We start from the raw sequence: 22614 nt of genomic DNA, 5'->3' as shown, positions 1-22614 counted from the left end.
TCAACCGCGGGCGGTTGATAAAGGCGCACAGCAAAAACAATCAGGAAAGGTCGACCTGGGCGACGCGAGCGTCGAGCTGCGAGACGATTGCCTCGACCTCGGCGTCACCGACGACGCGATCGACGCGCAAGATGACAGTGGCGCCTTCGCCTTCGGCATCCTGGCTCAGTGCTGCTGCGAGGATGTCGACGCCCGCGTTTCCGAGGACGGTGCCGAGGACACCGAGAACGCCCGGGCGATCGCTGTAGTGAACGACGATGTTGTGGCCCTCGGCGCGCAGGTCGAAGCTGCGTCCGTTGATGTTGACGATCTTCTCGACCTGCTGCAGACCGGTGAGTGCGCCCGTGACCGACGTGACCGTGCCGTCGGCGGCAACTGCACGCACCTCGACCGCGCTGCGGTGAGCAAGAGCCTCGGAGTGCTTCTCGACCGACACGGTCACGCCGCGCTGCTCGGCCAGTGCCGGAGCGTTGACGAACGTGACAGCCTCATCGCTGCTGGCGGAGAACACACCGCGCAGTGCAGCCAGTCCGAGGATGTCGACGGTTTCGGCAGACAGCTCGCCGGTGGCGACAACCTGCACGGTCTGCACAGCTTCGGGCGACAACGTCGCAGCGAGGAGACCGAGCTTGCGGACGAGCTCGAGCCACGGAGCAACTTCTTCGCCCACGGGGCCGCCGGAGACGTTGACAGCCTCGGGAACGAATTCGCCTGCCAGAGCGAGGAGAACACTCTTGGCCACGTCGATGCCTGCGCGGTCCTGAGCCTCGGACGTCGATGCTCCGAGGTGCGGGGTGACAACGACGTTGTCGAGCTCGAAAAGCTTGGAATCGGTGCACGGCTCGGTGCTGAACACGTCGAGACCGGCGCCTCGGACCTTGCCGGAGACGAGTGCGTCGTAGAGCGCATCTTCGTCGATCAGACCACCGCGAGCGGCGTTGACGATGATGACGCCGTCCTTGGCCTTGGCGAGGCGCTCGGCGTTGATCAGGCCGGCCGTTTCCTTGGTCTTGGGCAGGTGCACGGAGATGAAGTCGGCGCGCTCGACGAGCTCGTCGATGGTGACCAGTTCGATGCCGAGCTGCGCTGCGCGCGCTGCGGGCAGGTAGGGGTCGTACGCGATGATCGTGGTCTCGAACGCAGCGAGACGCTGCGCGAAGAGCTGGCCGATGCGGCCGAGTCCGACGACACCGACGGTCTTGCCGAGGATCTCGACACCGTTGAACTTGCTTCGCTTCCAGGTGTTCTCACGCAGGGTCTTGTCTGCTGCGGGAATCTGGCGAGCGGTCGACATGAGGAGCGCGACAGCGTGCTCGGCAGCGGAGTGAATGTTGGAGGTCGGTGCGTTGACGACCATCACGCCGCGCTCGGTGGCTGCGGGGATCTCGACGTTGTCCAGGCCGACACCGGCGCGGCCGATGATCTTCAGCTTGGTGCCGGCAGCCAGAACCTCGGCGTCGACGGTAGTGGCGGAACGGACGAGAATCGCGTCGGCCTCGGGTACCGCGGCGAGCAGCGCCGGGCGGTCGGGTCCGTCGACCCAACGCACCTCCACACCGTCACCGAGCGCCTCGACTGTGGACGGCGCGAGCTTGTCGGCGATCAGAACAACGGGACGGCCAGGCTGGCTCACGTGCAAACTCCCTGATTAGGTGGGTGTGAAGGTGGTTTAACCACCGATAGTTTAGTGCGCGCTCACTTGGAATCCACAACGCGGTAGGCAATACCACATAGTGGACACATTCGCGGGCAAATTCTCGATGGAATATGAATCCGGACTCAGACGACCCGGAAAACGACTCCGGCCCAATGCCGCGCTGGTTCAACGTAATTGAACCGGCGCGGCATCAGGCCAGTGGAGACGTGGAGCGTGAAACTGCGAATTACGCGGTTTCGGTGATCGGACGATCGACCCAGCTCATCAGGTCGCGCAGCTTCTTGCCGGTGACCTCGATGGGGTGCTCGGCGTTGGCCTTGCGCAGGCCCTCGAGCTCGGTGTTGCCGTTCTCGACGTTGGCAACCAGACGACGGGTGAACTCGCCGGACTGGATGTCGGCCAGGATCGCCTTCATGCGCTCCTTGGTGTCGGCGTCGATGACGCGCGGGCCGGAGAGGTATCCACCGAACTCAGCGGTGTCGGACACCGAGTAGTTCATGCGGGCGATGCCACCCTCGTACATGAGGTCGACGATGAGCTTGAGCTCGTGCAGAACCTCGAAGTACGCCATCTCGGGCGCGTAGCCGGCCTCGACCATGACCTCGAAACCGGTCTTGACCAGTTCCTCGGTGCCGCCGCAGAGCACGGCCTGCTCGCCGAAGAGGTCCGTCTCGGTCTCTTCCTTGAACGTGGTCTTGATGACGCCTGCGCGGGTTCCGCCGATGCCCTTGGCGTAGGACAGAGCGAGAGCCTGTCCTTCACCCTTGGGATCCTGGTCGATGGCGATGAGCGCGGGAACGCCCTTGCCGTCGACGAACTGACGACGCACCAGGTGGCCGGGGCCCTTGGGGGCGACCATGCCGACGGTGACGAACTCCGGAGCCTTGATCAGGTCGAAGTGAATGTTCAGGCCGTGACCGAAGAACAGCGCGTCGCCGTCCTTGAGGTTCGGCTCGATGTCATTGGTGAAAATGCTCGCCTGCGCGGTGTCAGGTGCGAGCACCATGATGACGTCGGCCCACTCGGAAACCTCTGCCGGCGTACCGACCGTCAGCCCCTGCTCTTCAGCCTTCTCACGCGACTTCGAGCCTTCCTTGAGGCCGATGCGCACATCGACGCCCGAGTCACGCAGGCTCAGCGAATGGGCGTGGCCCTGGCTTCCGTAGCCGATCACAGCAACCTTGCGGCCCTGAATGATCGACAGATCGGCATCGTCGTCGTAGAACATCTCGACTGCCACAGTTCTCAACCTCTCCTTGGATTTTTACGTGTCTAAAAGTACTAGCGGGTGGCCGTGATCGACTTCGGCCCTCGACCGACTGCCACGACCCCGGACTGAACGATCTCCCGGATACCGTACGGATCAAGCATCCGCAGCAGTGCATCCAGCTTGGACCGAGTACCGGTCGCCTCGATGGTGACGGACTCCGGAGAGACGTCGATCACCTTGGCGCGGAACAGGTTCACCGTTTCGATGACCTGCGTGCGCACGCTTGCATCAGCGCGCACCTTGATGAGCACGAGCTCGCGAGCGACGGATGCTTCACCGTCCTGCTCGACGATCTTGATGACGTTGATCAGCTTGTTGAGCTGCTTCGTCACCTGCTCGAGAGGGAACTCGTCGACCGTGACGACGATGGTCATACGTGAGATCTCGGGGATCTCGGTTCCGCCCACCGCAAGGGATTCGATGTTGAATCCGCGGCGGGAGAAAAGTGCGGAGACGCGAGCCAGCACGCCTGGCTTGTCCTCGACGAGAACACTGAGGGTGTGACTGGTGCTCACTTCTGATCCTCCCCTGTGCCCGCGGCGGGTCCGGCTTGCTCGCGTGACATGGCTTCGTGGATGACGGCGGGCTCGGCAACTGCCTCGTCGTCGTCGAACAGCGGCCGGATGCCCCGGGCCGCCATGATTTCGTCGTTGCTCGTTCCGGCAGCGACCATCGGCCACACCTGTGCGTCGGCAGTGACGATGAAGTCGATCACGACAGGCTTGTCGTTGATGGACTGCGCCTCACGGATCGCAGCCTCGACATCTTCTTCACGCTCGACACGAATTCCGTGGCAGCCCAATGCTTCTGCGAGCTTCACGAAGTCCGGGATGCGGATGGCGCCGTGCGTTCCGAGGTTGGTGTTGGAGTAGCGCTCTTCGTAGAAGAGTGTCTGCCACTGACGCACCATGCCGAGGTTGCCGTTGTTGATGAGGGCAACCTTGATCGGGATACCTTCGAGGGCACAGGTTGCGAGTTCCTGATTGGTCATCTGGAAGCAGCCGTCGCCGTCGATCGCCCACACCTCGGTGTCGGGCATACCCATCTTGGCGCCCATGGCTGCGGGAACCGCGTACCCCATGGTGCCGAGCCCGCCCGAGTTGAGCCACGTGCGCGGCTTCTCGTAGCCGACGAACTGCGCGGCCCACATCTGGTGCTGACCGACGCCGGCGCAGTAGATGGCATCCGGTCCTGCGAGCTTGCCGACGGTCTGGATGACGTACTCCGGGCTCAGCTGACCGTCGGTGGGACGGTCGTAGCTCAGCGGGTACGTACGACGGATGTCGTTCAGGTACGCCCACCACTCGGTGAGGTCGAACGTGGTGCCCGTGGCCATGTCGGCACGGATCGCCTCGATGAGTTCGGTGATGACCTCTTTGCAGTCGCCCACGATCGGGACGTCCGCGTAGCGGTTCTTGCCGATCTCGGCCGGGTCGATGTCGGCATGGATGACCTTGGCGTCGGGCGCGAAGGAATTCAGCTGACCGGTGACGCGGTCGTCGAAACGCGCACCGAGGGTGATCAGTAGATCGCTACGCTGCAGAGCGGCGACTGCGGCAACGGTGCCGTGCATTCCCGGCATACCGCAGTTGAGGTCGTGGCTGTCCGGGAACGCGCCGCGGGCCATCAGCGTGGTGACGACGGGGATACCGGTCAGCTCGGCCAATTCGAGCAGCTCCGGCGAGGAGTCGGACTTGATGACGCCGCCACCGACGTACAGAACCGGCGACTTGGCGTCGGCGATCAGACGTGCAGCTTCACGAACCTGCTTGCCGTGCGGCTTGGTCACCGGGCGGTAGCCCGGCAGACGCATCTCCGGCGGCCACGAGAACGTGGTCTGCGACTGCAGGATGTCCTTGGGGATATCGACCAGGACGGCGCCGGGGCGACCGCTGGCCGCGAGGTAGAAGGCCTCGGCCATGATGCGCGGGATGTCGATCGCGTCGGTGATCAGGAAGTTGTGCTTGGTGACCGGCATCGTGATGCCTGAGATATCGGCTTCCTGGAAGCCGTCGGTACCGATCAGCGAGCGCGCCACCTGCCCGGTGATCGCGACGATCGGAACGGAGTCCATCTGCGCGTCGGCCAGCGGCGTGACCAGGTTGGTCGCACCGGGACCCGAGGTGGCCATGCAGACGCCGACCTTGCCGGTCGCCTGGGCGTAACCGGTGGCAGCGTGGCCTGCACCCTGCTCGTGGCGCACGAGCACGTGGCGGACCTTGACCGAATCGAAGAGTGGGTCGTAAACCGGGAGCACGGCACCGCCGGGAATGCCGAATACCGTGTCGACCTCGAGCTCTTCGAGGGCTCGAACCACAGACTGCGCGCCGGTTACCCGCTCAGGCGGAAGCTGGCGACGGTTGGCCGTCTGGGTTGCGGCAGCCGCGGTTGTCGGGCTCGGTGTCCCTGACTTGCGCGGCGTGGGTTGAGGCCGTGCTGTTGGTGCGCTCACTGGGAAATCCTCTGATTCTGGCTCCGGGCAACAAAAAACCCCCGTCAGCATCTGCTGAGCGAGGGTGGCGCGTCGTTATCTGGTGAGTTGAAAAATCGACTCAGGCGACGACGCGCCGGCCGATTACGAGCAACTCATTCTGTTTCACGCACTCGACAGTAGAGGCGCTAGTCGCGAACGGCAAACTTGGTGAGTCGACCGTCCCAGAATCTGAGATACATCGGCTGCAATGCGAAGATGTAGAGGTGTCAACTTCGCAGCAGCCCGTGCCACCGGCTCAATCATCCCACACGCCGAAACCACTTCGGCACGTCATCCGCATTTCGCAGCTCGCTTACATGGCGTGCGCGTTCCTTCTGTTCGCGGTCAGCTTCCCGATCTTCGGGTGGCCCGTCGCCTTCAGCTGGTTGCTGATCCTTCCGATCATCGCCGTCTATCTCGTCGCGCGACTGCGCACCACCGTCAGCCCTGACGGCCTCGAGGTCCGCTCGACGTTCTCCAAGCGCACCCTCGCCTGGGACGACGTCAAGGGTTTCCGCTTCCCGAAGCGGAGTTGGGCGCGCGCGGAACTCACCGACGGAACCGAGGTGACCCTGCCTGCGGTCAGCTTCGTCAGGCTTCCCGAGATCGCGATCGCCAGCGGCGGCCGCATCACCGATCCCTACGCATCCGCCGCAGAAGCCTTCGCCGCCAAGGAAGCCGAAGAGGAAGAAGCAGCTGCAGAAGCAGAAGCAGAATCCGAGCTCGTCGAGAACACACAGGACCAGCCCGAAGAGAAGCGCCCGTAGCACGCGAGTAGCGTTGAAAGGCCCTCGCTTCTATTTGAGTGGACCAGCAACGATCACATAAGGAACACGCCCATGCCCCCGTTGAGGTCACGCACCACCACCATCGGACGTAATGCTGCCGGAGCCCGATCCCTGTGGCGCGCCACAGGAATGACGGATTCCGACTTCGGAAAGCCGATCGTCGCCGTAGCGAACTCGTACACCCAGTTCGTACCCGGCCACGTGCATCTCAAGAACGTGGGCGAGATCGTTGCCGAGGCCATCAGTGCGGCCGGCGGCGTCGCTCGTGAGTTCCACACCATCGCAGTCGACGACGGCATCGCAATGGGCCACGGCGGAATGCTCTACTCGCTCCCGAGCCGCGAGATCATCGCCGACTCGGTCGAGTACATGGCAAACGCCCACACAGCCGACGCACTGGTGTGTATCTCCAACTGCGACAAGATCACTCCCGGCATGCTCAACGCTGCGATGCGCCTGAACATCCCGACCGTCTTCGTCTCCGGTGGTCCGATGGAGGCCGGTAAGGCAGTGGTCGTCGGCGGCGTGGCCCAAGCCCCCACCGACCTCATCACCGCGATCTCCGCCTCTGCCAACGATGCCGTGTCCGACGAGGGCCTCGACGAGGTCGAGCGCAGCGCGTGCCCGACATGCGGGTCCTGCTCCGGAATGTTCACCGCCAATTCCATGAACTGCCTGACGGAGGCCCTCGGCCTCGCATTGCCGGGCAACGGCTCCACGCTGGCAACTCACAAGGCTCGTCACGCACTCTTCTCTCGTGCGGGCACCACCGTGGTCGAGGCGGCCCTCAAGTACTACCGCGACGGCGACGAGTCGGTGCTGCCGCGCAACATCGCGACCCCGGCAGCGTTCCGCAACGCGATGGCTCTCGACGTCGCCATGGGCGGTTCCACCAACACCGTCCTGCACACGCTGGCTGCGGCGCAGGAAGGCGAGGTCGACTTCGACCTCGACACCATCGACGCGATCAGCCGAAAGGTTCCGTGCCTGTCCAAGGTCTCTCCCAACTCGGACTATCACATGGAAGACGTCCACCGCGCCGGCGGAATCCCCGCCCTGCTCGGTGAGCTTCGCCGCGGCGGACTCCTCGAAACCGACGTGTCCACCGTGCACACCAAGAGCTTCGACCAGTGGCTCGACGACTGGGACATCCGCTCCGGCAAGGCAACCGACGAGGCAATCGAACTCTTCCACGCGGCTCCCGGCGGCGTGCGCACCATCGAACCGTTCTCCACGGACAACCGTTGGTCTGCCCTCGACACCGATGCGGCCGGCGGCTGTATCCGCGACGTCGAGAACGCCTACACCGTCGAAGGCGGCTTGGTTGTCCTGCGCGGCAACATCGCACTCGACGGCGCAATCCTCAAGACGGCCGGCATCGACGAGGAACTGTTCTCCTTCCAGGGCCCGGCGCTCGTCGTCGAATCCCAAGAAGAAGCCGTCTCGGTCATCTTGCAGAAGAAGATCAAGGCCGGCGACGTTCTCGTCGTGCGCTACGAAGGCCCCAAGGGCGGCCCCGGCATGCAGGAAATGCTGCACCCCACTGCCTTCCTCAAGGGCGCAGGCCTCGGTAAGGAATGCGCGCTGATCACCGACGGTCGTTTCTCGGGCGGAACCTCCGGGCTGTCCATCGGTCACATCTCCCCCGAGGCTGCCGCAGGCGGAATCATCGGTCTCGTCCAGAACGGCGATCAGGTTCGCATCGACGTCGCCTCGCGCACGCTCGAGATCCTGGTCGACGACGACGTCCTCGCCGAGCGACGCGCGAAGATGGAGGCCTCGGAGCGCCCGTGGCAGCCGGTCGATCGTCAGCGCACCGTGACGACAGCACTGCGCGCCTACGCCGCTCTGGCGACGTCCGCCGACAAGGGCGCGGTTCGCTACGTTCCGTAAGTTCTGCCACGAATCGAAAAAATCCCCGGCCGCTTTTCGGCCGGGGATTTTTTCTGTCAGCGCTCGTGCGGCTCGAGACGCCCGTAGCCGATGTGACAGTCACACAAGGTTTTCGGGCAACCGCACGTGCGGCAACCAACTCAGCTCCACGAGAATGCTCGCCAACGGGCCACGGCAGAGGGTCGACAGAGTCGGGTTCATGTCACTTCGGAGAAGAACGCGGGACCGACTGCGTCCGAACACGCCGTACTTCCTCCGGTGTTGTATGAGCTTGAACCACAACCCAATCCGATCATCCCGTCGCCGACACACTCTGCCACGACGCGTGATGGACGCTCGACCGGATCCAGGTACGCGGTGGTCCTCTCGCCTGTCGCCCCGATACGGGTGAAATGGGACGTGCTGGTACAGCGACAGTGCAACTCATCGACAGCAAGACCGACCGACAGGTGCCGAATAGTCGGGCGACACGCGGAGCACCAACGGAACGATATGAGCTATCAGACATTTCAGACCGAATCGCGCGTCCGGCTCGTGAGCGAATTCACTTGGACGTAGGGTTTCAGACACCAGCTGATCAATTCAGATACATGAGGGGGGATGACTTTCAGTCAGGTGATCATTTCGGTCAGTTCGAGCGAGCCGACTTGCACACGGCGCTCACCAGTGGTTCCCTCATCAGGTCGCTGAGACGCACATCACAACGACGACAGTCAGCCACCGCCCGTCACCCACAAGGTCGACGGGAAACAACCAAGGAGCAATACATGCCCGGAGTCGGCATATGGCGCACCAAATCCGTCGAGCAATCGATCGCGGACACCGACGAGCCTGAGACAAAGCTCAAGAAGGAACTGACCGCGAAGGACCTCACGGTATTCGGAGTCGCCGTCGTCATCGGCGCAGGCATCTTCACGCTGACTGCTCGAACCGCAGGCAATGTCGCAGGACCCTCCATTTCACTGGCATTCGTTCTCGCTGCCATCGCCTGTGGCCTCGCCGCGCTGTGTTACGCGGAGTTCGCCTCCACCGTCCCCGTCGCAGGCAGCGCATACACGTTCTCCTACGCCACGTTCGGGGAGTTCGCCGCCTGGATCATCGGCTGGGACCTCATTCTCGAGTTCGCTCTCGCGTCCGCCGTCGTCGGCAAAGGCTGGTCGCTGTACCTCGGCAACGTCATCGGGGCCAGCGGAAGCACCACCGCCCACATCGGTTCGATCAGCTTCGACTGGGGCGCTCTGCTTATCATCGGCGCGATCACGCTGATCCTCGCGATCGGCACCAAGGTTTCCTCGCGAGTCTCCGCAATCATCACCGCGATCAAGATCGCAGTAGTCCTGCTCGTCATCGTCGTGGGCGCGTTCTACATCAAGAAGGAGAACTACTCCCCCTTCATCCCGCCGTCCGAAGGAACCGAGAGTTCTGCAAGCGGAATCCATCAGACCTTGTTCTCCTGGCTGACCGGCGCAGGCGGAAGCAGCTACGGCGCTTACGGATTGCTCGCAGCCGCCAGCCTCGTGTTCTTTGCCTTCATCGGTTTCGACGTCGTCGCCACCACCGCCGAGGAAACCAAGAACCCGCAGAAGTCGTTGCCGCGAGGAATCTTCGGCTCGCTCGCCATCGTCACGGTTCTCTACGTTGCCGTCACGCTCGTACTGACCGGCATGGTCAAGTACACCGAACTCAAGGACGGCAGTCCGCTGGTCGGCGATTCCAGCGCCACCCTCGCAACCGCATTCGAGGCCAACGGAATCGGTTGGGCACAAACCGCCATCAACTTCGGTGGCCTGGCCGGCCTCACGACAGTTGTCATGGTCATGATGCTCGGCCAGACCCGCGTCCTCTTCGCCATGTCCCGTGACGGACTCATGCCGCGCAGCCTGGCCAAGACCAACGCCAAGGGCATCCCGATGCGCATCACGTTGATCGTCGGTGGCATCGTCGCCGTCCTGGCAGCCTTCTTCCCGATGGGCACGCTCGAAGAGATGGTCAACATCGGAACGCTGTTCGCCTTCGTCCTGGTTTGTGTCGGTGTCATCGTCCTTCGCCGCACCCGCCCCGACCTGCCGCGCGGATTCCGCGTCCCGCTGGTGCCGTTCGTTCCGATCGTCGCCGTGCTCGCCTGCGGTTGGCTGATGCTCAACCTCTCGGTCGAGACCTGGATCCGGTTCCTCGTCTGGATGGCCATCGGTGTGCTCGTGTACTTCGCCTACGGTCACCGCAAGTCGGTCCTCGGTCGCAAGCTCAAGGACGGAACGGCCATCCCGTCCGCGAACGCCGACCCGGTACTCGTCAAGGACTGATCCTTCACAAACGAACCGCCGCTCTCCGATTCGGAGAGCGGCGGTTCGTTTGTTCGACGGCGCGAGTTTCAGATGAGCGGATTGGCACCGTTCAGGAAGATCCAGGTGCAGACGCCGGCAGCGATACCAAGGATCAAAACCACGAGCGATCCGATAAACGGACGAGTTGCCCAGCCACGACGACCGTCGAGCGCAATACGACCTGGTCCCGTCAAAATGATGACGCCCGCACAGATTCCGAGCAGCATCTCGTACTCGGTCCCGGCCGGGGCGAAGTACTCCAGGCCGGGTGCGCTCGCCTGACGCAGCGCCCACGCATTGATCATCACCGCCAGAACCGACGCTGCCGCAACGGGAGTCAGCAACCCGAGGATCAGGAGGGCGCCACCTGCGACTTCACCGACGGCGCCGAGTATCGCCATCCACTTCGCCTGCTGGAACCCGGCGTCCGCCAGCATCGACTCGAACCCGTTCAGCCCCGGCCCGTTCCAGACACCGGTCAACTTCTGCAGACCGTGCACCAACGCAGTTCCACCGACGGCCAATCGCAGTGCAAGCAACCCGAGGTCGAGAGTGCCTCGGCCCCGCGGAGACTCAGTTGTACCTGCCACGGCTTCGGCGGTGGGGACGGCGGCGATCGGAGCGTCGTACGCCGTCTCACGCTCGAGAGCCACGGTCGGCTGATCCGCGCCAGGTGCTCGGTATGTCGGTATCTGTTCGGTCAGGGAGTTCGCGTTCGTGGAACCGAAATCGAGATCGTCGTCGGTCCGCGGCAACGGATTCTTGGCGCTCACCGTCGGAAATTGTTCGGTGGGCGAATCATACGGACTGGACACATTGCCCGTCGGCTTGTCCGCATCCGACAACTCGCTGGGATCTTTTCGCTCGTCAGTCACGTAGGTGAGCCTATGACCGATTCACGAACTCGACGGGGAACCTTGGTCCGGCGTGGCGGCATCTGCCGTGCATTACGTAACGTCTTGGGCATGACTACGGGTAGGCATGCAGCGCTGGGCGCACTGGCGCTGGTGCTCGGGACATCGTTGCTCGCAGGTTGCGCCGACTTCGACGAATCGACTGCCTCGCCGTTCACACCCGAACCGACCAACCAGGCCAGCGCGGAAGTGCAGCCGGAGAACCCGCCGCCGTCGACCACGCCGCCGGCGCCGCGGACCGGCCCCCTCGGACCGTGTCAGGATGCCGACACCGCCGTGATCGCAACCTGTCTCGACACCACGGGTGGGCTCGTCACACTCCCGGACGGGAACTCCGGACTGGTCGCCGAACGGCGGACCGGCCGGATCATGCAGGTAGCTCCCAACACGACACCGGTCGAGGTAGCCAAGATCGACGTCGACGGCAGCGGTGACGGCGGCCTTCTCGACATCGCACTCTCCCCCACGTTTGTCGAAGACAACCTGATCTATGCCTACGTCACCACCGGAACGGACAACCGGGTGGTCCGCATCGCTCCGGGTGACACCGCCAAGGAAGTACTCGGTGGAATCCCGCGCGGCGCGAGCGGCAACGGCGGGTCACTGGAGTTCGCGGCCCCGGACCAGCTCATGGTTCTGACAGGCGATACCGGAAACCCTGCGGTTGCTCAGGATCCCGCCTCGTTGGCGGGGAAACTCTTGCGGGTCCGATCGCTGACACCCAACGCTGCGCCGCCTCGCCCGGAAGTTGTTCTGTCCGGAATCGGAAACGGCGGCGGCGTGTGCGTCGATCCGGGAATCGCGACGTGGGTCACGGACCGAACCACTCTCGAGGATCGCCTCCAACGCGTCGGCGCCGACGGCACGGTGACATCCCCCGCGTGGACGTGGCCCGACCGACCCGGAGTCGGCGGGTGCATCGCGGCGCAGGGAGTGGTAGCTGTCGCGCTGGGGGCCGGCAAAGCGATCTCGGCGCTGGCCGCAGATCCAGGAACAGGAGCAGTTACGACCGCGCCGTCGGCAGTGGCGAAAGACACGTACGGCCAGCTGGGCGGTTTGGCACTCGGATCCGACGGTTTGATGTGGGCGAGCACGATAAACAAAACCGCGGGCGAGCCGGGTCCGAACGACGACAAGGTGGTCAAGATCCCGATGCCGAGTGGCAGCGGCGGGATCGACTGAGCCGCCATGTCTGTTCGGTCACGGATCCCGTGACCGAACATGCACAGATGCGTACTCTTTTGTTAGCGGGGCTAAACACCACGCATTTGCCAGGACCGGTTGGCCCAACCACGACAAAGGAGTCGGTATGAAGGCAATCCAGTACACGAGAATCGGCGCAGAACCCGAACTCACGGAGATTCCCAAACCCGAGCCCGGTCCAGGTGAAGTGCTCCTGGAAGTCACCGCTGCCGGCGTCTGCCACTCGGACGACTTCATCATGAGCCTGCCCGAGGAGCAGTACACCTACGGCCTTCCTCTCACGCTCGGCCACGAGGGCGCCGGCCGGGTCGCCGCCGTCGGCGAGGGCGTCGAAGGGCTCGACATCGGAACCAATGTCGTCGTCTACGGACCCTGGGGCTGTGGCAGCTGTTGGCACTGCTCGCAAGGACTCGAAAACTACTGTTCTCGAGCAAAAGAACTCGGCATCAATCCTCCTGGTCTCGGTGCACCCGGCGCGTTGGCCGAATTCATGATCGTCGATTCACCTCGCCACCTCGTCCCGATCGGCGACCTCGATCCGGTCAAGACGGTGCCGCTGACCGACGCCGGTCTGACTCCGTATCACGCGATCAAGCGTTCACTGCCGAAACTTCGCGGTGGCTCGTACGCCGTCGTCATCGGTACCGGCGGTCTCGGCCATGTCGCCATCCAACTCCTCCGCCACCTCTCGGCAGCAACCGTCATCGCACTCGACGTGAGCGCGGACAAGCTCGAACTGGCAACCAAGGTAGGCGCTCACGAAGTGGTTCTGTCCGACAAGGACGCGGCCGAGAACGTCCGCAGTATCACCGGAAGTCAGGGCGCCGCACTGGTTCTCGACTTCGTCGGCTATCAGCCCACCATCGACACCGCGATGGCTGTCGCCGGCGTCGGATCGGACGTCACGATCGTCGGGATCGGCGACGGGCAGGCCCATGCCAAAGTCGGGTTCTTCCAAAGTCCTTACGAGGCTTCGGTGACAGTTCCGTATTGGGGTGCCCGCAACGAGCTGATCGAATTGATCGACCTGGCGCACGCCGGCATCTTCGACATCGCGGTGGAGACCTTCAGTCTCGACAACGGCGCCGAAGCGTATCGACGACTGGCCGCCGGAACGCTCAGCGGCCGCGCGGTTGTGGTCCCTGGTCTGTAGACCGACAGCGGCAAAACGACAGCGAAAAACACTGATGCCCGGCCGAATTCGATTCGGCCGGGCATCAGTGTCAGAAATTCAGTGTGCGCTAGCTGCACGCCTCGATGACAAGTTCCTTCACACGAGCCGCGTCTGCCTGTCCACGAGTGGCCTTCATGACGTCGCCGACGATCTTTCCGGCGGCCTGCACCTTGCCACTGCGAATCTTGTCCGCGATGTCGGGGTTCGCTGCGAGCGCTTCGTCGACGGCTGCCTTGAGCTTGGTTTCGTCACGTTCGACGACCAACTCCGGGTGGGCCGCGACAACCTGCTCCGGGTCACCCTCGCCGTCGAGGACGTGATCGACGACCTGGCGAGCCACTTTGTTGTTGAGCTTGCCGCTGTCGATGAGAGCTACGACCTGGGCAACCTGCGCCGGGGTGATCGGCAGAGCGCCGAGTTCGACGCCACGGGTGTTCGCCTGCTGTGACAGGTAGGACAGCCACCAGGAGCGCGCTGCCTCGGGCGAAGCACCGGCCTCGGTGGTCGCGATCACCAGATCGATGGCACCGGCGTTGACGAGGTCGCGCATGACCTCGTCGGAGATTCCCCAGTCCTTCTGGATCCGCGCACGGCGAATCCAGGGAAGCTCCGGCAAGGTACCGCGCAGTTCTTCGACCCACTCGGCGCTCGGAGCGACGGGCTCGAGATCCGGTTCCGGGAAGTAGCGGTAGTCCTCGGCCGTTTCCTTCCGGCGTCCCGCTGCGGTGGTGCCGTCGCCTTCCTGGAAATGGCGGGTCTCCTGGATGACCTCACCGCCGGCGTCGAGAACTGCTGCCTGACGGCGCATTTCGTAGCGAACTGCGACCTCGACGCTCTTGAGGGAGTTGACGTTCTTGGTCTCGGTGCGGGTCCCCAGTTCGGTGGAACCGATCGGCATGAGGGAGATGTTGGCGTCGCAGCGCATCGATCCCTGATCCATGCGGACGTCGGAGACGTCGAGGGACTTCAGCAGATCACGAAGCGCCGTGACGTACGCGCGAGCAACCTCGGGGGCGCGCTCACCGGCACCGTGGATGGTCTTGGTGACGATCTCCACCAAGGGAACGCCCGCACGGTTGTAGTCGAGCAGCGAATGGCTGGCACCGTGGATACGACCGGTAGCGCCACCCACGTGGAGGGACTTACCGGTGTCCTCCTCCATGTGGGCGCGCTCGATCTCGACGCGCCACGTCGTGCCGTCGTCGAGGATCACGTCGAGGTAACCCTCGGTTGCGATCGGCTCGTCGTACTGGGAGATCTGGTAGTTCTTCGGCTGATCCGGGTAGAAGTAGTTCTTGCGTGCGAATCGGCCCCACGGCGTGATGGAGCAGTTGAGCGCAAGGCCGATCCGGATCGCGGACTCGACAGCGGCTGCGTTCACCACCGGCAACGAACCGGGCATGCCCAGACAGACCGGGCACACCTGGGTATTGGGTTCGGCACCGAACTCGGTGGGGCACGGGCAGAACATCTTGGTCGCGGTGCCGAGTTCTACGTGCACCTCCATACCCATCACAGGCTCGTACTTGGTCAGTACTTCGTCGTAATCGAGGATGTCGGGCGCATCGACAGCAGTCATGGTGATCAGTTTATGCGTCTGCGGCTCAGCCGAAGAATGCGGCTGCCTCCTCGTAGCGCTCCTTGGGCACCGTCTTGAGTTTGCGGGTCGCCTCGGCGAGCGGAACGAGGTCGATGGACGTTCCGTGCAACGCGACCATCTGACCGAAATCTCCGCGGTGAGCTGCGTCGGTGGCATGAACGCCGAAGCGAGTGGCGAGGATGCGGTCGTGCGGCGTCGGGGTGCCACCGCGCTGAATGTGCCCGAGGACGGTGGTGCGAACTTCCTTGCCGATGCGGCGCTCGATCTCGTTTCCGAGCTGCTGCGCGACACCGGTGAAGATCTTGTGGCCGAACTCGTCTATGCCACCTTCGCGCAGAGTCATCGACGTGGGATCGGGCATCGCACCTTCAGCCACGACGCAGATGAAGTGGGAGTCGCCACGCTGGAAGCGCTTCTTGACCATCGCGCACACCTCGTCGACGTCGAACGGCTGTTCCGGAACCAGAGTCAGGTGTGCCCCCGACGCCAGCCCGGCCTGCAGCGCGATCCAGCCCGCATGCCGGCCCATGACCTCGACGAGCATGACGCGCTGGTGCGATTCGGCCGTGGTGTGGAGCCTGTCGATGGCGTCGGTGGCGACAGCCAATGCGGTGTCGAAACCGAAAGTCACGTCAGTGCAATCGATGTCGTTGTCGATCGTCTTGGGCACACCGATCACGGGTACGCCGCTCTCGGAAAGCCAACTGGCCGCGGTGAGTGTGCCTTCGCCGCCGATCGGGATCAGGACGTCGATCCCGTTGTCGTCGAGAGTCTGCTTGATCTGATCGAGGCCCGCACGGAGTTTGTCGGGGTTCACGCGAGCGGTGCCGAGGATCGTGCCGCCGCGGGTGAGGATGCGGTTGATGCGGTCATCGGAGTCGAGCGGGACCTTGCGGTCCTCGAGCAATCCTCGCCAGCCGTCCCGGAATCCGACCACGGTACTGCCGTAACGACCGGCCGACGTACGTACGACGGCGCGGATGACCGCGTTCAAGCCCGGGCAGTCGCCGCCGCCCGTGAGGATTCCGATTCGCATAGTGCAGCACCTCTCGTGACCGGATTGTGGATCTTGGTGTCCATCTTCCCCCAGTCACCGTATTGCCGCAGGATAGCGGCGTTGCCGAGCCGCAACGCCGCGCCGCACGGGGCCACTAACCCGGCGTGACGAGCCCGCTTTCGTACGCCAACACGACTGCCTGGGCGCGATCGCGCAGATCGAGCTTCGACAGCACCTTCCCGACATGGGTCTTGACGGTCTGCTCGGCGACGAACAGCCGCTCGGCGATCTCGACGTTGGACAATCCGCGGGCGATCAGTTCGAGGACCTCGCGCTCACGCGGGGTCAGGGCGTCCAGCGCTGCGGGCCGTGCGCGCGGGGCCGCCCGCCGGCTGGTCACATCGGCAATCAGACGCCGAGTCACCGTCGGCGCCAGCAAGGCCTGCCCTTCGGCAACGACGCGTACCGCCCGAATCAGTTCCTCAGCCGGTGCGTCCTTGAGCATGAACCCGCTCGCTCCGACGCTCAGGGCCTCGTAGACGTAGTCGTCGATGTCGAAAGTGGTGAGCATGAGGACTCGCACCGGCGGTTCCCATCCGGCGGACAGAATCTGGCGGGCAGCGTCGAGTCCGTTCATCTCGGGCATGCGAACATCCATCAAGACCACATCCGGACGCAATCGCGCGACCTCGGCGACGGCGATCTTGCCGTCCGGCGCATCGCCGATCACGCTGATGTCGGGCTGGGCGGAGAGTAGGGCTCCGAACCCTTGTCGAACCATCGCCTGGTCGTCTGCGATGAATACTGTGATGGGCACTCGGACAGCCTAGGCGGGCATCGACGGCAACTCGGCCCGGACCTCGAACCCTCCGTCCTGTCGCCGGTTTGCCAGCAGCATGCCGCCCACCGCCGAAGCCCGCTCGCGCATTCCGCGGATTCCGTTGCCACCAGTGGTTTCCGACGCCGAGTGCTGATTGCCACCCAATGGCGAAGGTCCGTTGTTCACGAGCGCGCTCACCGATTGCGGACCGAAGGCCACGGCGACCTCGATGGGTCCGCCTGGCGAATGCCTGGCCGCGTTGGTGATCGACTCCTGAATGATCCGGTAGAGCGCAAGGCCCGTGGATTCCGAGACCGACGCTCGATCGCCGTCGACTCGCCACGATACCGGCAAACCGGCACGGGTACTGCCGAGCAACAGGTCGTCCAACTGGTCGACGCCCGGTTGTGGAGCCGTCACCACGGTGTCCCCGTCGCTGCGCAGGACTCCGAGGAGACCACGAATCTCGTTGAGCGCTGCTCGCCCTGTCTCACTTATCGATTCGAATTCGGTTCGGATCTCCGGAGTGACTGCATCGAGTCTGTACGGCGCACTCTGAGCTTGCACGACCACCATCGACATGTGGTGGGCCACGATGTCGTGCAAGTCGCGCGCGATCCGCGCCTTCTCCTCGAGGATCGTGCGTCGAGTGCGTTCGAGTTCACTGACTTCCTCCTGCTTGGCCAACTGGCGGCGCGAGAGAACCAACCAGCGGATCAACAGGCAGAAGACGACCAGGGCACTCAGCCCGACAGCCCAACCGGCGCCGTCGCTTCCCGGGGCGTTGCCGAGGAAGAGCAGCACTGTGGCGATCCAGGCGACACCGACAACCTGAATGGGCGCCCGCAGACTCACTGCGGCCAGCAACGACATCAGCACGATGATGTGGACGACCTGCCACGGGTAGTCGTAACCGGGAGTGTTGTCGAACACCAACGGGATGATCAACGCCGAGACCGCCGACACCGCCCACCCCAACGGAGCGTTGATCCGGATCAGGACGAACGGAAATGCAGCCAACGCGGCGACGAAGGGCATGATCGGCGGCGAAACATGATGCGTCAGTTGCAGTGTCGGCCAGGCAATCGAATAGAGGATCAGAGTGATCGCTACGATGACGATGTTCCAGAACTGACCGCGGGCCACGAAACTGGTTGCCCGACGCACTTTCTCCGAATGAACGACCGCCCCGTCGAGGCCGGACAGCATCGACCCGGCGGTGGCGTATGTCGGCGCGGGCACATCCGGTGCACCCTTGTTCTTCCTACGGACCTTGATCACTCGTCAAGCCTATGAAGGCGAACCCCGAAAGTCCTCATACTGCAGAGTGAGATCCCCCTACCTCCGAGGTATCACAGGGGAGGGAATTCTCACCCGAATGCGCGTCGGAGAACCCCTCCACAGAGCGATGACCGTCAGGATTGTCCGTTCATAGCGTGAACGGCATGCGGATCACACGGGTGAAAGACCTCTCTCGAAGCGCCGGCACCTGGGCTGCCCTGGCGCTGGCTGCAACGGCAGCGATCACTGTCACTGCCGGAGCGAGCGGAGCCCAGTCGCCCCGCACCGAGAATTCGAACGCATCCAGGGCGATCGCCACCGTGACTACTGCGGATGCCGCTGACGCTGCGACCACCATCCCGGCGGACTTTGCGGCATTCGCCGGTTACACCCCCGCCGTCGTCGACGGATACCTCGCCAATCCCCACGGCGACTGCTCGTCGCCGGTCCCACTTCCCGACGAATTCGACTCGGCCTGCAAAGCGCACGATCTCGGCTACGACCTACTCCGCTACGCGCATTCGCATGGAACGGAACTGGGGCCGTGGGCACGTCAGGTCCTCGACGGTCAGCTCGACCAGCGAATGCATGCCGCGTGTGAAGACCGCACGTCCTTTCTCTCACGAGGGTATTGCTTCGCGATGGCCGATGTAGCCGTCACGGCTGTGAACGGAAACTCCTGGCGCCAAAGCTATCTGACGCCGGTCGCGGAATCGGGATTCGGTTACGGCACGGCCGGTGTTCTGGCAGTCTCCGCCTTCGGCTTCACCCTGATGCGATCGCGGCGCCTCGACCCGTCGAACGAGTTCTCCTACTCCCCGAAAGCGATTGCAGCATGAGCGTTCTGAATGCGTCACGGACCCCCGTCCTCGCCCGAGTCGGGGCGCTCGCACTCCCCCGCGTGTCCACGAGCGTCGCCGTGGCAGCGATGTCCGCCATCTCGCTGGCTCCCGGACTCCTGCCGCGATCAGCCGTACTACAAGGGGTGTTCAGCGGTCTGCTCGTCGCGGCCGGACTACTGGCGATGTGGGCGTTTTCCGCGGTAGCCCGTCGGCTCGTCCCCGACCGGGTCAAGGCCCGATTCGACGAACGTCATTGGCGCATCACCGCGTTCGGGTTGTCGACTGCCGGCACCGCAGTTGCGATGTTCGCCGCCGCCGGTTGGCAGAACTCGTTGCGAGCGGCGATGGGCGCACCGTCTGCCGGACTTCTCCACTGGGCGGAGGCGGGTTGCATTGCAGCACTGACCGCACTTGGTCTCTGGGGCATCGGGATCGGAATTTCGAAGGCGCTGCGGTGGATGGGTTTCGCGCGGAGCGTCGGCGCACTGGTCATGGGTGTTCTCGGAGTGCAGTTGGTAGTCGGTCCCGCCGTGTGGAACGGTCTCTCCGATTCGTTCGACAAGTCCAACGCGTACATCGACACCGCTCTGACACAGCCACTTTCGGCCTCCGCGACAGGCAGCTCCGAATCGCTCATCTCGTGGACGTCGATGGGCGCGGAGGGACGCAAGTTCGTCGCAGCAGGCGAAGACTCGGTGCGTGTCTACGCCGGTTTGGATTCGGCACCCGACACTGCATCACGTGCCGCTCTCGCGGTGAGCGAACTCGATCGCGTCGGCGGCTTTGCCCGCAACAGCGTCGTAGTGGCCGTTCCGACCGGATCGGGGTGGATCGACACGCATGCAGTCGCCGGTATCGAGCAACGGTTCGGCGGCGACGTCGCAATAGTCGGGCAGCAATACTCCGACGCACCCAGTTGGGCGACATTCCTGTTCAGCCGCGACGATGCCGAAGAATCGGCAACCGCTCTGTTCACCGCCGTCGGCAGCCACATTGCCGCTATGCCCGCCGAGGATCGACCGGACCTGTTCCTCTACGGACAGAGCCTCGGCGCCGTCGGCGGCAGCGCCGCACTGTCCGAGGGCAGTCCCATCGTCCCGTGCGACGTGTTGTGGGCAGGTCCCCCGGCCGGCGCGACACGGACGGACGGCGCAACCGTCCTAGCGAACACTTCCGACCCGGTGGTGTGGTGGTCCCCCGCCCTCGCGACGCAGAAGCCGGATCTGAGCCGTGCCGTGCAAGATGCACCGATCCCGCAGTGGATCCCGGGTGTCACGTTCTTGCAGACCACCGTCGACATGCTCGGTTCGCTCGGTGTCCCCGCCGGTCACGGCCATCGCTACGGAACCGATCAGGGGACGGCCCTGAGAACTTGCTCCTGAAACTGCTGTGCGCCTTTATTAACCGCGGGGGGTTGATAAAGGCGCACAGCAAACAGGTCAGACTGCAGTCGCGATCGGGCCGCGTGCAGCTTCGTAGGCCGCACCGACACGGTAGAGGCGCTCGTCAGCCATGGCGGGCGCCATGATCTGCAAGCCCACCGGCAGGTTGTCGTCCGCGGACAGGCCCGAGGGCACCGACATCGCGCAGTGTCCGGCCAGGTTGGTCGGCAACGTGCACAGGTCCGAGAGGTACATGGCCAACGGATCGCCGACCTTCTCCCCCAACTTCCACGGCGTGAACGGGCTGGTCGGCGAGACCAGTACGTCCACCTTCTCGTAGGCCTTGTCGAAATCGCGCGCGATGAGCGTACGAACCTTGAGCGCCGAACCGTAGTAGGCGTCGTAGTAGCCCGAGGACAGTGCGTAGGTGCCGATCATGATGCGGCGCTTGACCTCCGGACCGAAACCGGCAGCGCGGGTTGCCGCCATGACCTGGTCGGCACTCATGTTGCCGTCGTCGACACGCAGTCCGTAGCGCATGGCGTCGAAGCGAGCCAGGTTGGACGAGACCTCACTGGGCAGCACCAGGTAGTACGACGCGAGCGCATGCTCGAAGCTCGGGCACGAAACCTCGACAACTTCGGCGCCCAAAGCCTTGAGTTGCTCGACAGCAGCGTCGAAGGAAGCGATGACGCCGGGCTGGTAGCTGTCGGAGTGAAGTTCCTTGACCACACCGACTTTGACGCCGCGCAGGTCGCCGGCTGCACCTTCACGTGCCGCAGCGACCACCGGACGCACGGGGGCGTCGATGGACGTGGAGTCACGCGGATCGTGCCCGGCGATGACCTCGTGCAGCAGAGCGGTGTCGAGCACGGTGCGGCCACAGGGACCGCCCTGATCGAGCGAGGACGCGCACGCGACGAGTCCGAAGCGTGAGACAGTTCCGTACGTCGGCTTGGTTCCGACCGTCGCGGTGACCGCAGCGGGCTGACGGATCGAACCGCCGGTGTCAGTGCCGATGGCCAGCGGGGCCTGACGGGACGCGAGCGCCGCTGCGCTACCGCCGCCCGAGCCACCGGGGATGCGGGTGACGTCCCACGGGTTACGCGTCGGGCCGAAGGCCGAGTTCTCGGTCGAAGAGCCCATCGCGAACTCGTCGAGGTTCGTCTTGCCGAGGATCGGGATGCCGGCAGCGCGCAGCTTGGAGGTCAGAGTCGCGTCGTACGGCGCGACCCAGCCTTCGAGAATTTTCGACGCACAGGTGGTCGGCATGTCCGTCGTGGTGAAGATGTCCTTCAACGCGATCGGAACGCCGGCGAGTGCCGAAGCTGGTTCGTTTCCGCCTGCGAGCGAGTTGTCCACTGCTGCGGCGGCTTCGAGAGCCTGTTCGCCTGCAACGTGCAGGAAGGCGTGGTACTCGGTGTCGACGGCCGCGATGCGGTCGAGATGCGCCTGCGTGACCTCTACGGAGGACACCTCACGCGAGTGGATCTTGCCGGCAAGCTCAGCGGCGTCCAGCGTGGTCAGATCGGTCATTCGCCCTCTCCAAGGATCTGCGGAACCGCAAAGCGATCCTGTTCGACTGCGGGTGCTCCGGACAATGCCTGCTCGGGGGTCAACCCGGGCACGATCACGTCGGGGCGCGTCACGTTGGTGACGGCATTGGGATTCGCCATGGGCGGGACGTCGTCGGCCGCAACCTCGGTGACCACCTTGACGTGGTTGAGAATCGAATCCAACTGACCGGCGAACTCGTCGAGTTCGGCATCGGACAGGGCGAGTCTGGACAGCCGCGCGAGGTGCGCGACCTCGTCACGGGAGATGGCAGGCACCGCGGGGCCCCTTTCGGAAGAGGACGTGAACATTGCCGGTCCAGCCTAGTTGCTCGCCGCGACAGACCTGTAAGCACGCCCGCTGTATCGAACGACGAGCACGCTCACTGTGTCGATCGCCACGCCGAAAGCCCGCAGTGTGTTTCGCTCGTGTGACAAGCATG

18 protein-coding genes are annotated in these 22614 nt (G+C 64.1%); 7 read left to right on the top strand and 11 right to left on the bottom strand.

All coding sequences use genetic code 11. From position 1 onward, the window contains the following. Positions 1-40 precede the first annotated feature (40 nt). The 4 genes from serA to M0639_RS11560 form a co-directional block, all read right to left on the bottom strand. Positions 41-1633 carry a phosphoglycerate dehydrogenase gene (gene serA, locus M0639_RS11575; RefSeq protein WP_003944758.1) on the bottom strand — a complete coding sequence of 531 codons (1593 nt, stop codon included), beginning with the start codon at positions 1631-1633 and terminating at the stop codon, positions 41-43. A gap of 250 nt (positions 1634-1883) precedes the next feature. Then, positions 1884-2885: a ketol-acid reductoisomerase gene (gene ilvC, locus M0639_RS11570; protein ID WP_030535412.1), complete on the bottom strand. Its 1002-nt coding sequence runs from the start codon at positions 2883-2885 to the stop codon at positions 1884-1886. Between the two features lie 53 nt (positions 2886-2938). Then, positions 2939-3442 carry an acetolactate synthase small subunit gene (gene ilvN / locus M0639_RS11565; protein ID WP_003944718.1) on the bottom strand — a complete coding sequence of 168 codons (504 nt, stop codon included), beginning with the start codon at positions 3440-3442 and terminating at the stop codon, positions 2939-2941. Continuing rightward, positions 3439-5379 carry an acetolactate synthase large subunit gene (locus M0639_RS11560; RefSeq protein ID WP_030535411.1) on the bottom strand — a complete coding sequence of 647 codons (1941 nt, stop codon included), beginning with the start codon at positions 5377-5379 and terminating at the stop codon, positions 3439-3441. The genes ilvN and M0639_RS11560 overlap by 4 nt, the downstream gene beginning before the upstream one ends. A 266-nt stretch (positions 5380-5645) precedes the next feature. Here M0639_RS11560 and M0639_RS11555 point away from each other — a divergent pair, with 266 nt between their 5' ends. The 3 genes from M0639_RS11555 to M0639_RS11545 all read left to right on the top strand — a co-directional run bounded on the left by M0639_RS11555 (position 5646) and on the right by M0639_RS11545 (position 10384). After that, the gene (locus tag M0639_RS11555) at positions 5646-6167 is read left to right on the top strand and encodes a PH domain-containing protein (RefSeq protein WP_039973093.1); all 522 of its coding nucleotides are present in this window, start codon (positions 5646-5648) and stop codon (positions 6165-6167) included. A gap of 72 nt (positions 6168-6239) precedes the next feature. Continuing rightward, a complete protein-coding gene (gene ilvD, locus M0639_RS11550) occupies positions 6240-8081 on the top strand; it encodes a dihydroxy-acid dehydratase (protein WP_007729361.1) in 1842 nt (613 codons plus the stop codon). Between the two features lie 767 nt (positions 8082-8848). Continuing rightward, complete coding sequence (locus M0639_RS11545; RefSeq protein ID WP_003944693.1) at positions 8849-10384, top strand: amino acid permease; 1536 nt, start codon at positions 8849-8851, stop codon at positions 10382-10384. 68 nt (positions 10385-10452) lie between these two features. Here the strand turns inward: M0639_RS11545 and M0639_RS11540 are convergent, their stop codons facing one another. Then, the gene (locus tag M0639_RS11540) at positions 10453-11280 is read right to left on the bottom strand and encodes a DoxX family protein (RefSeq protein WP_082893271.1); all 828 of its coding nucleotides are present in this window, start codon (positions 11278-11280) and stop codon (positions 10453-10455) included. 90 nt (positions 11281-11370) lie between these two features. On the opposite strand from M0639_RS11540, the gene M0639_RS11535 reads away from it, so the two are divergent. Together M0639_RS11535 and M0639_RS11530 are read left to right on the top strand one after the other, a co-directional pair. Then, complete coding sequence (locus M0639_RS11535; RefSeq protein ID WP_003944688.1) at positions 11371-12501, top strand: PQQ-dependent sugar dehydrogenase; 1131 nt, start codon at positions 11371-11373, stop codon at positions 12499-12501. Positions 12502-12628: 127 nt separating this feature from the next. Next, positions 12629-13675 (top strand): NAD(P)-dependent alcohol dehydrogenase, encoded by a 1047-nt coding sequence (locus tag M0639_RS11530; RefSeq protein WP_030535408.1) that lies wholly within the window; start codon positions 12629-12631, stop codon positions 13673-13675. A gap of 88 nt (positions 13676-13763) precedes the next feature. Here M0639_RS11530 and gatB read toward each other — a convergent pair whose 3' ends face one another. From gatB to M0639_RS11510, 4 genes are all read right to left on the bottom strand, one after another. After that, positions 13764-15275 (bottom strand): Asp-tRNA(Asn)/Glu-tRNA(Gln) amidotransferase subunit GatB, encoded by a 1512-nt coding sequence (gene gatB / locus M0639_RS11525; RefSeq protein WP_007729370.1) that lies wholly within the window; start codon positions 15273-15275, stop codon positions 13764-13766. Between the two features lie 25 nt (positions 15276-15300). Next, positions 15301-16332, bottom strand: coding sequence for an ATP-dependent 6-phosphofructokinase (locus tag M0639_RS11520; RefSeq protein ID WP_003944711.1), 1032 nt, complete (start codon positions 16330-16332; stop codon positions 15301-15303). A 115-nt stretch (positions 16333-16447) separates the two neighbouring features. After that, positions 16448-17110 carry a response regulator gene (locus tag M0639_RS11515; RefSeq protein WP_007729374.1) on the bottom strand — a complete coding sequence of 221 codons (663 nt, stop codon included), beginning with the start codon at positions 17108-17110 and terminating at the stop codon, positions 16448-16450. A 9-nt stretch (positions 17111-17119) separates the two neighbouring features. After that, on the bottom strand, positions 17120-18394 hold the full coding sequence (locus M0639_RS11510) for a sensor histidine kinase (protein ID WP_030535406.1): 1275 nt from the start codon (positions 18392-18394) through the stop codon (positions 17120-17122). Between the two features lie 164 nt (positions 18395-18558). Between M0639_RS11510 and M0639_RS11505 the strand changes: the two genes are divergently transcribed. Both M0639_RS11505 and M0639_RS11500 read left to right on the top strand, forming a co-directional pair. After that, positions 18559-19233, top strand: coding sequence for a hypothetical protein (locus M0639_RS11505; protein ID WP_030535405.1), 675 nt, complete (start codon positions 18559-18561; stop codon positions 19231-19233). Further along, positions 19230-20618 (top strand): alpha/beta-hydrolase family protein, encoded by a 1389-nt coding sequence (locus M0639_RS11500; RefSeq protein WP_064075203.1) that lies wholly within the window; start codon positions 19230-19232, stop codon positions 20616-20618. The genes M0639_RS11505 and M0639_RS11500 overlap by 4 nt, the downstream gene beginning before the upstream one ends. 57 nt (positions 20619-20675) lie before the next feature. On the opposite strand, the gene gatA is transcribed toward M0639_RS11500, so the two are convergent. Continuing rightward, on the bottom strand, positions 20676-22154 hold the full coding sequence (gene gatA, locus M0639_RS11495; RefSeq protein ID WP_007729384.1) for an Asp-tRNA(Asn)/Glu-tRNA(Gln) amidotransferase subunit GatA: 1479 nt from the start codon (positions 22152-22154) through the stop codon (positions 20676-20678). Continuing rightward, entirely contained in the window at positions 22151-22450 is a 300-nt protein-coding gene (gene gatC, locus M0639_RS11490; protein ID WP_003944747.1) for an Asp-tRNA(Asn)/Glu-tRNA(Gln) amidotransferase subunit GatC, read from the bottom strand. The genes gatA and gatC overlap by 4 nt, the downstream gene beginning before the upstream one ends. Positions 22451-22614 lie beyond the last annotated feature (164 nt).

Origin of the sequence: Rhodococcus qingshengii JCM 15477 (genome assembly GCF_023221595.1) — a bacterium.
Classification (GTDB): Bacteria; Actinomycetota; Actinomycetes; order Mycobacteriales; family Mycobacteriaceae; genus Rhodococcus_F; species Rhodococcus_F qingshengii.
This window is presented reverse-complemented; position numbering and strand designations above follow the sequence as displayed.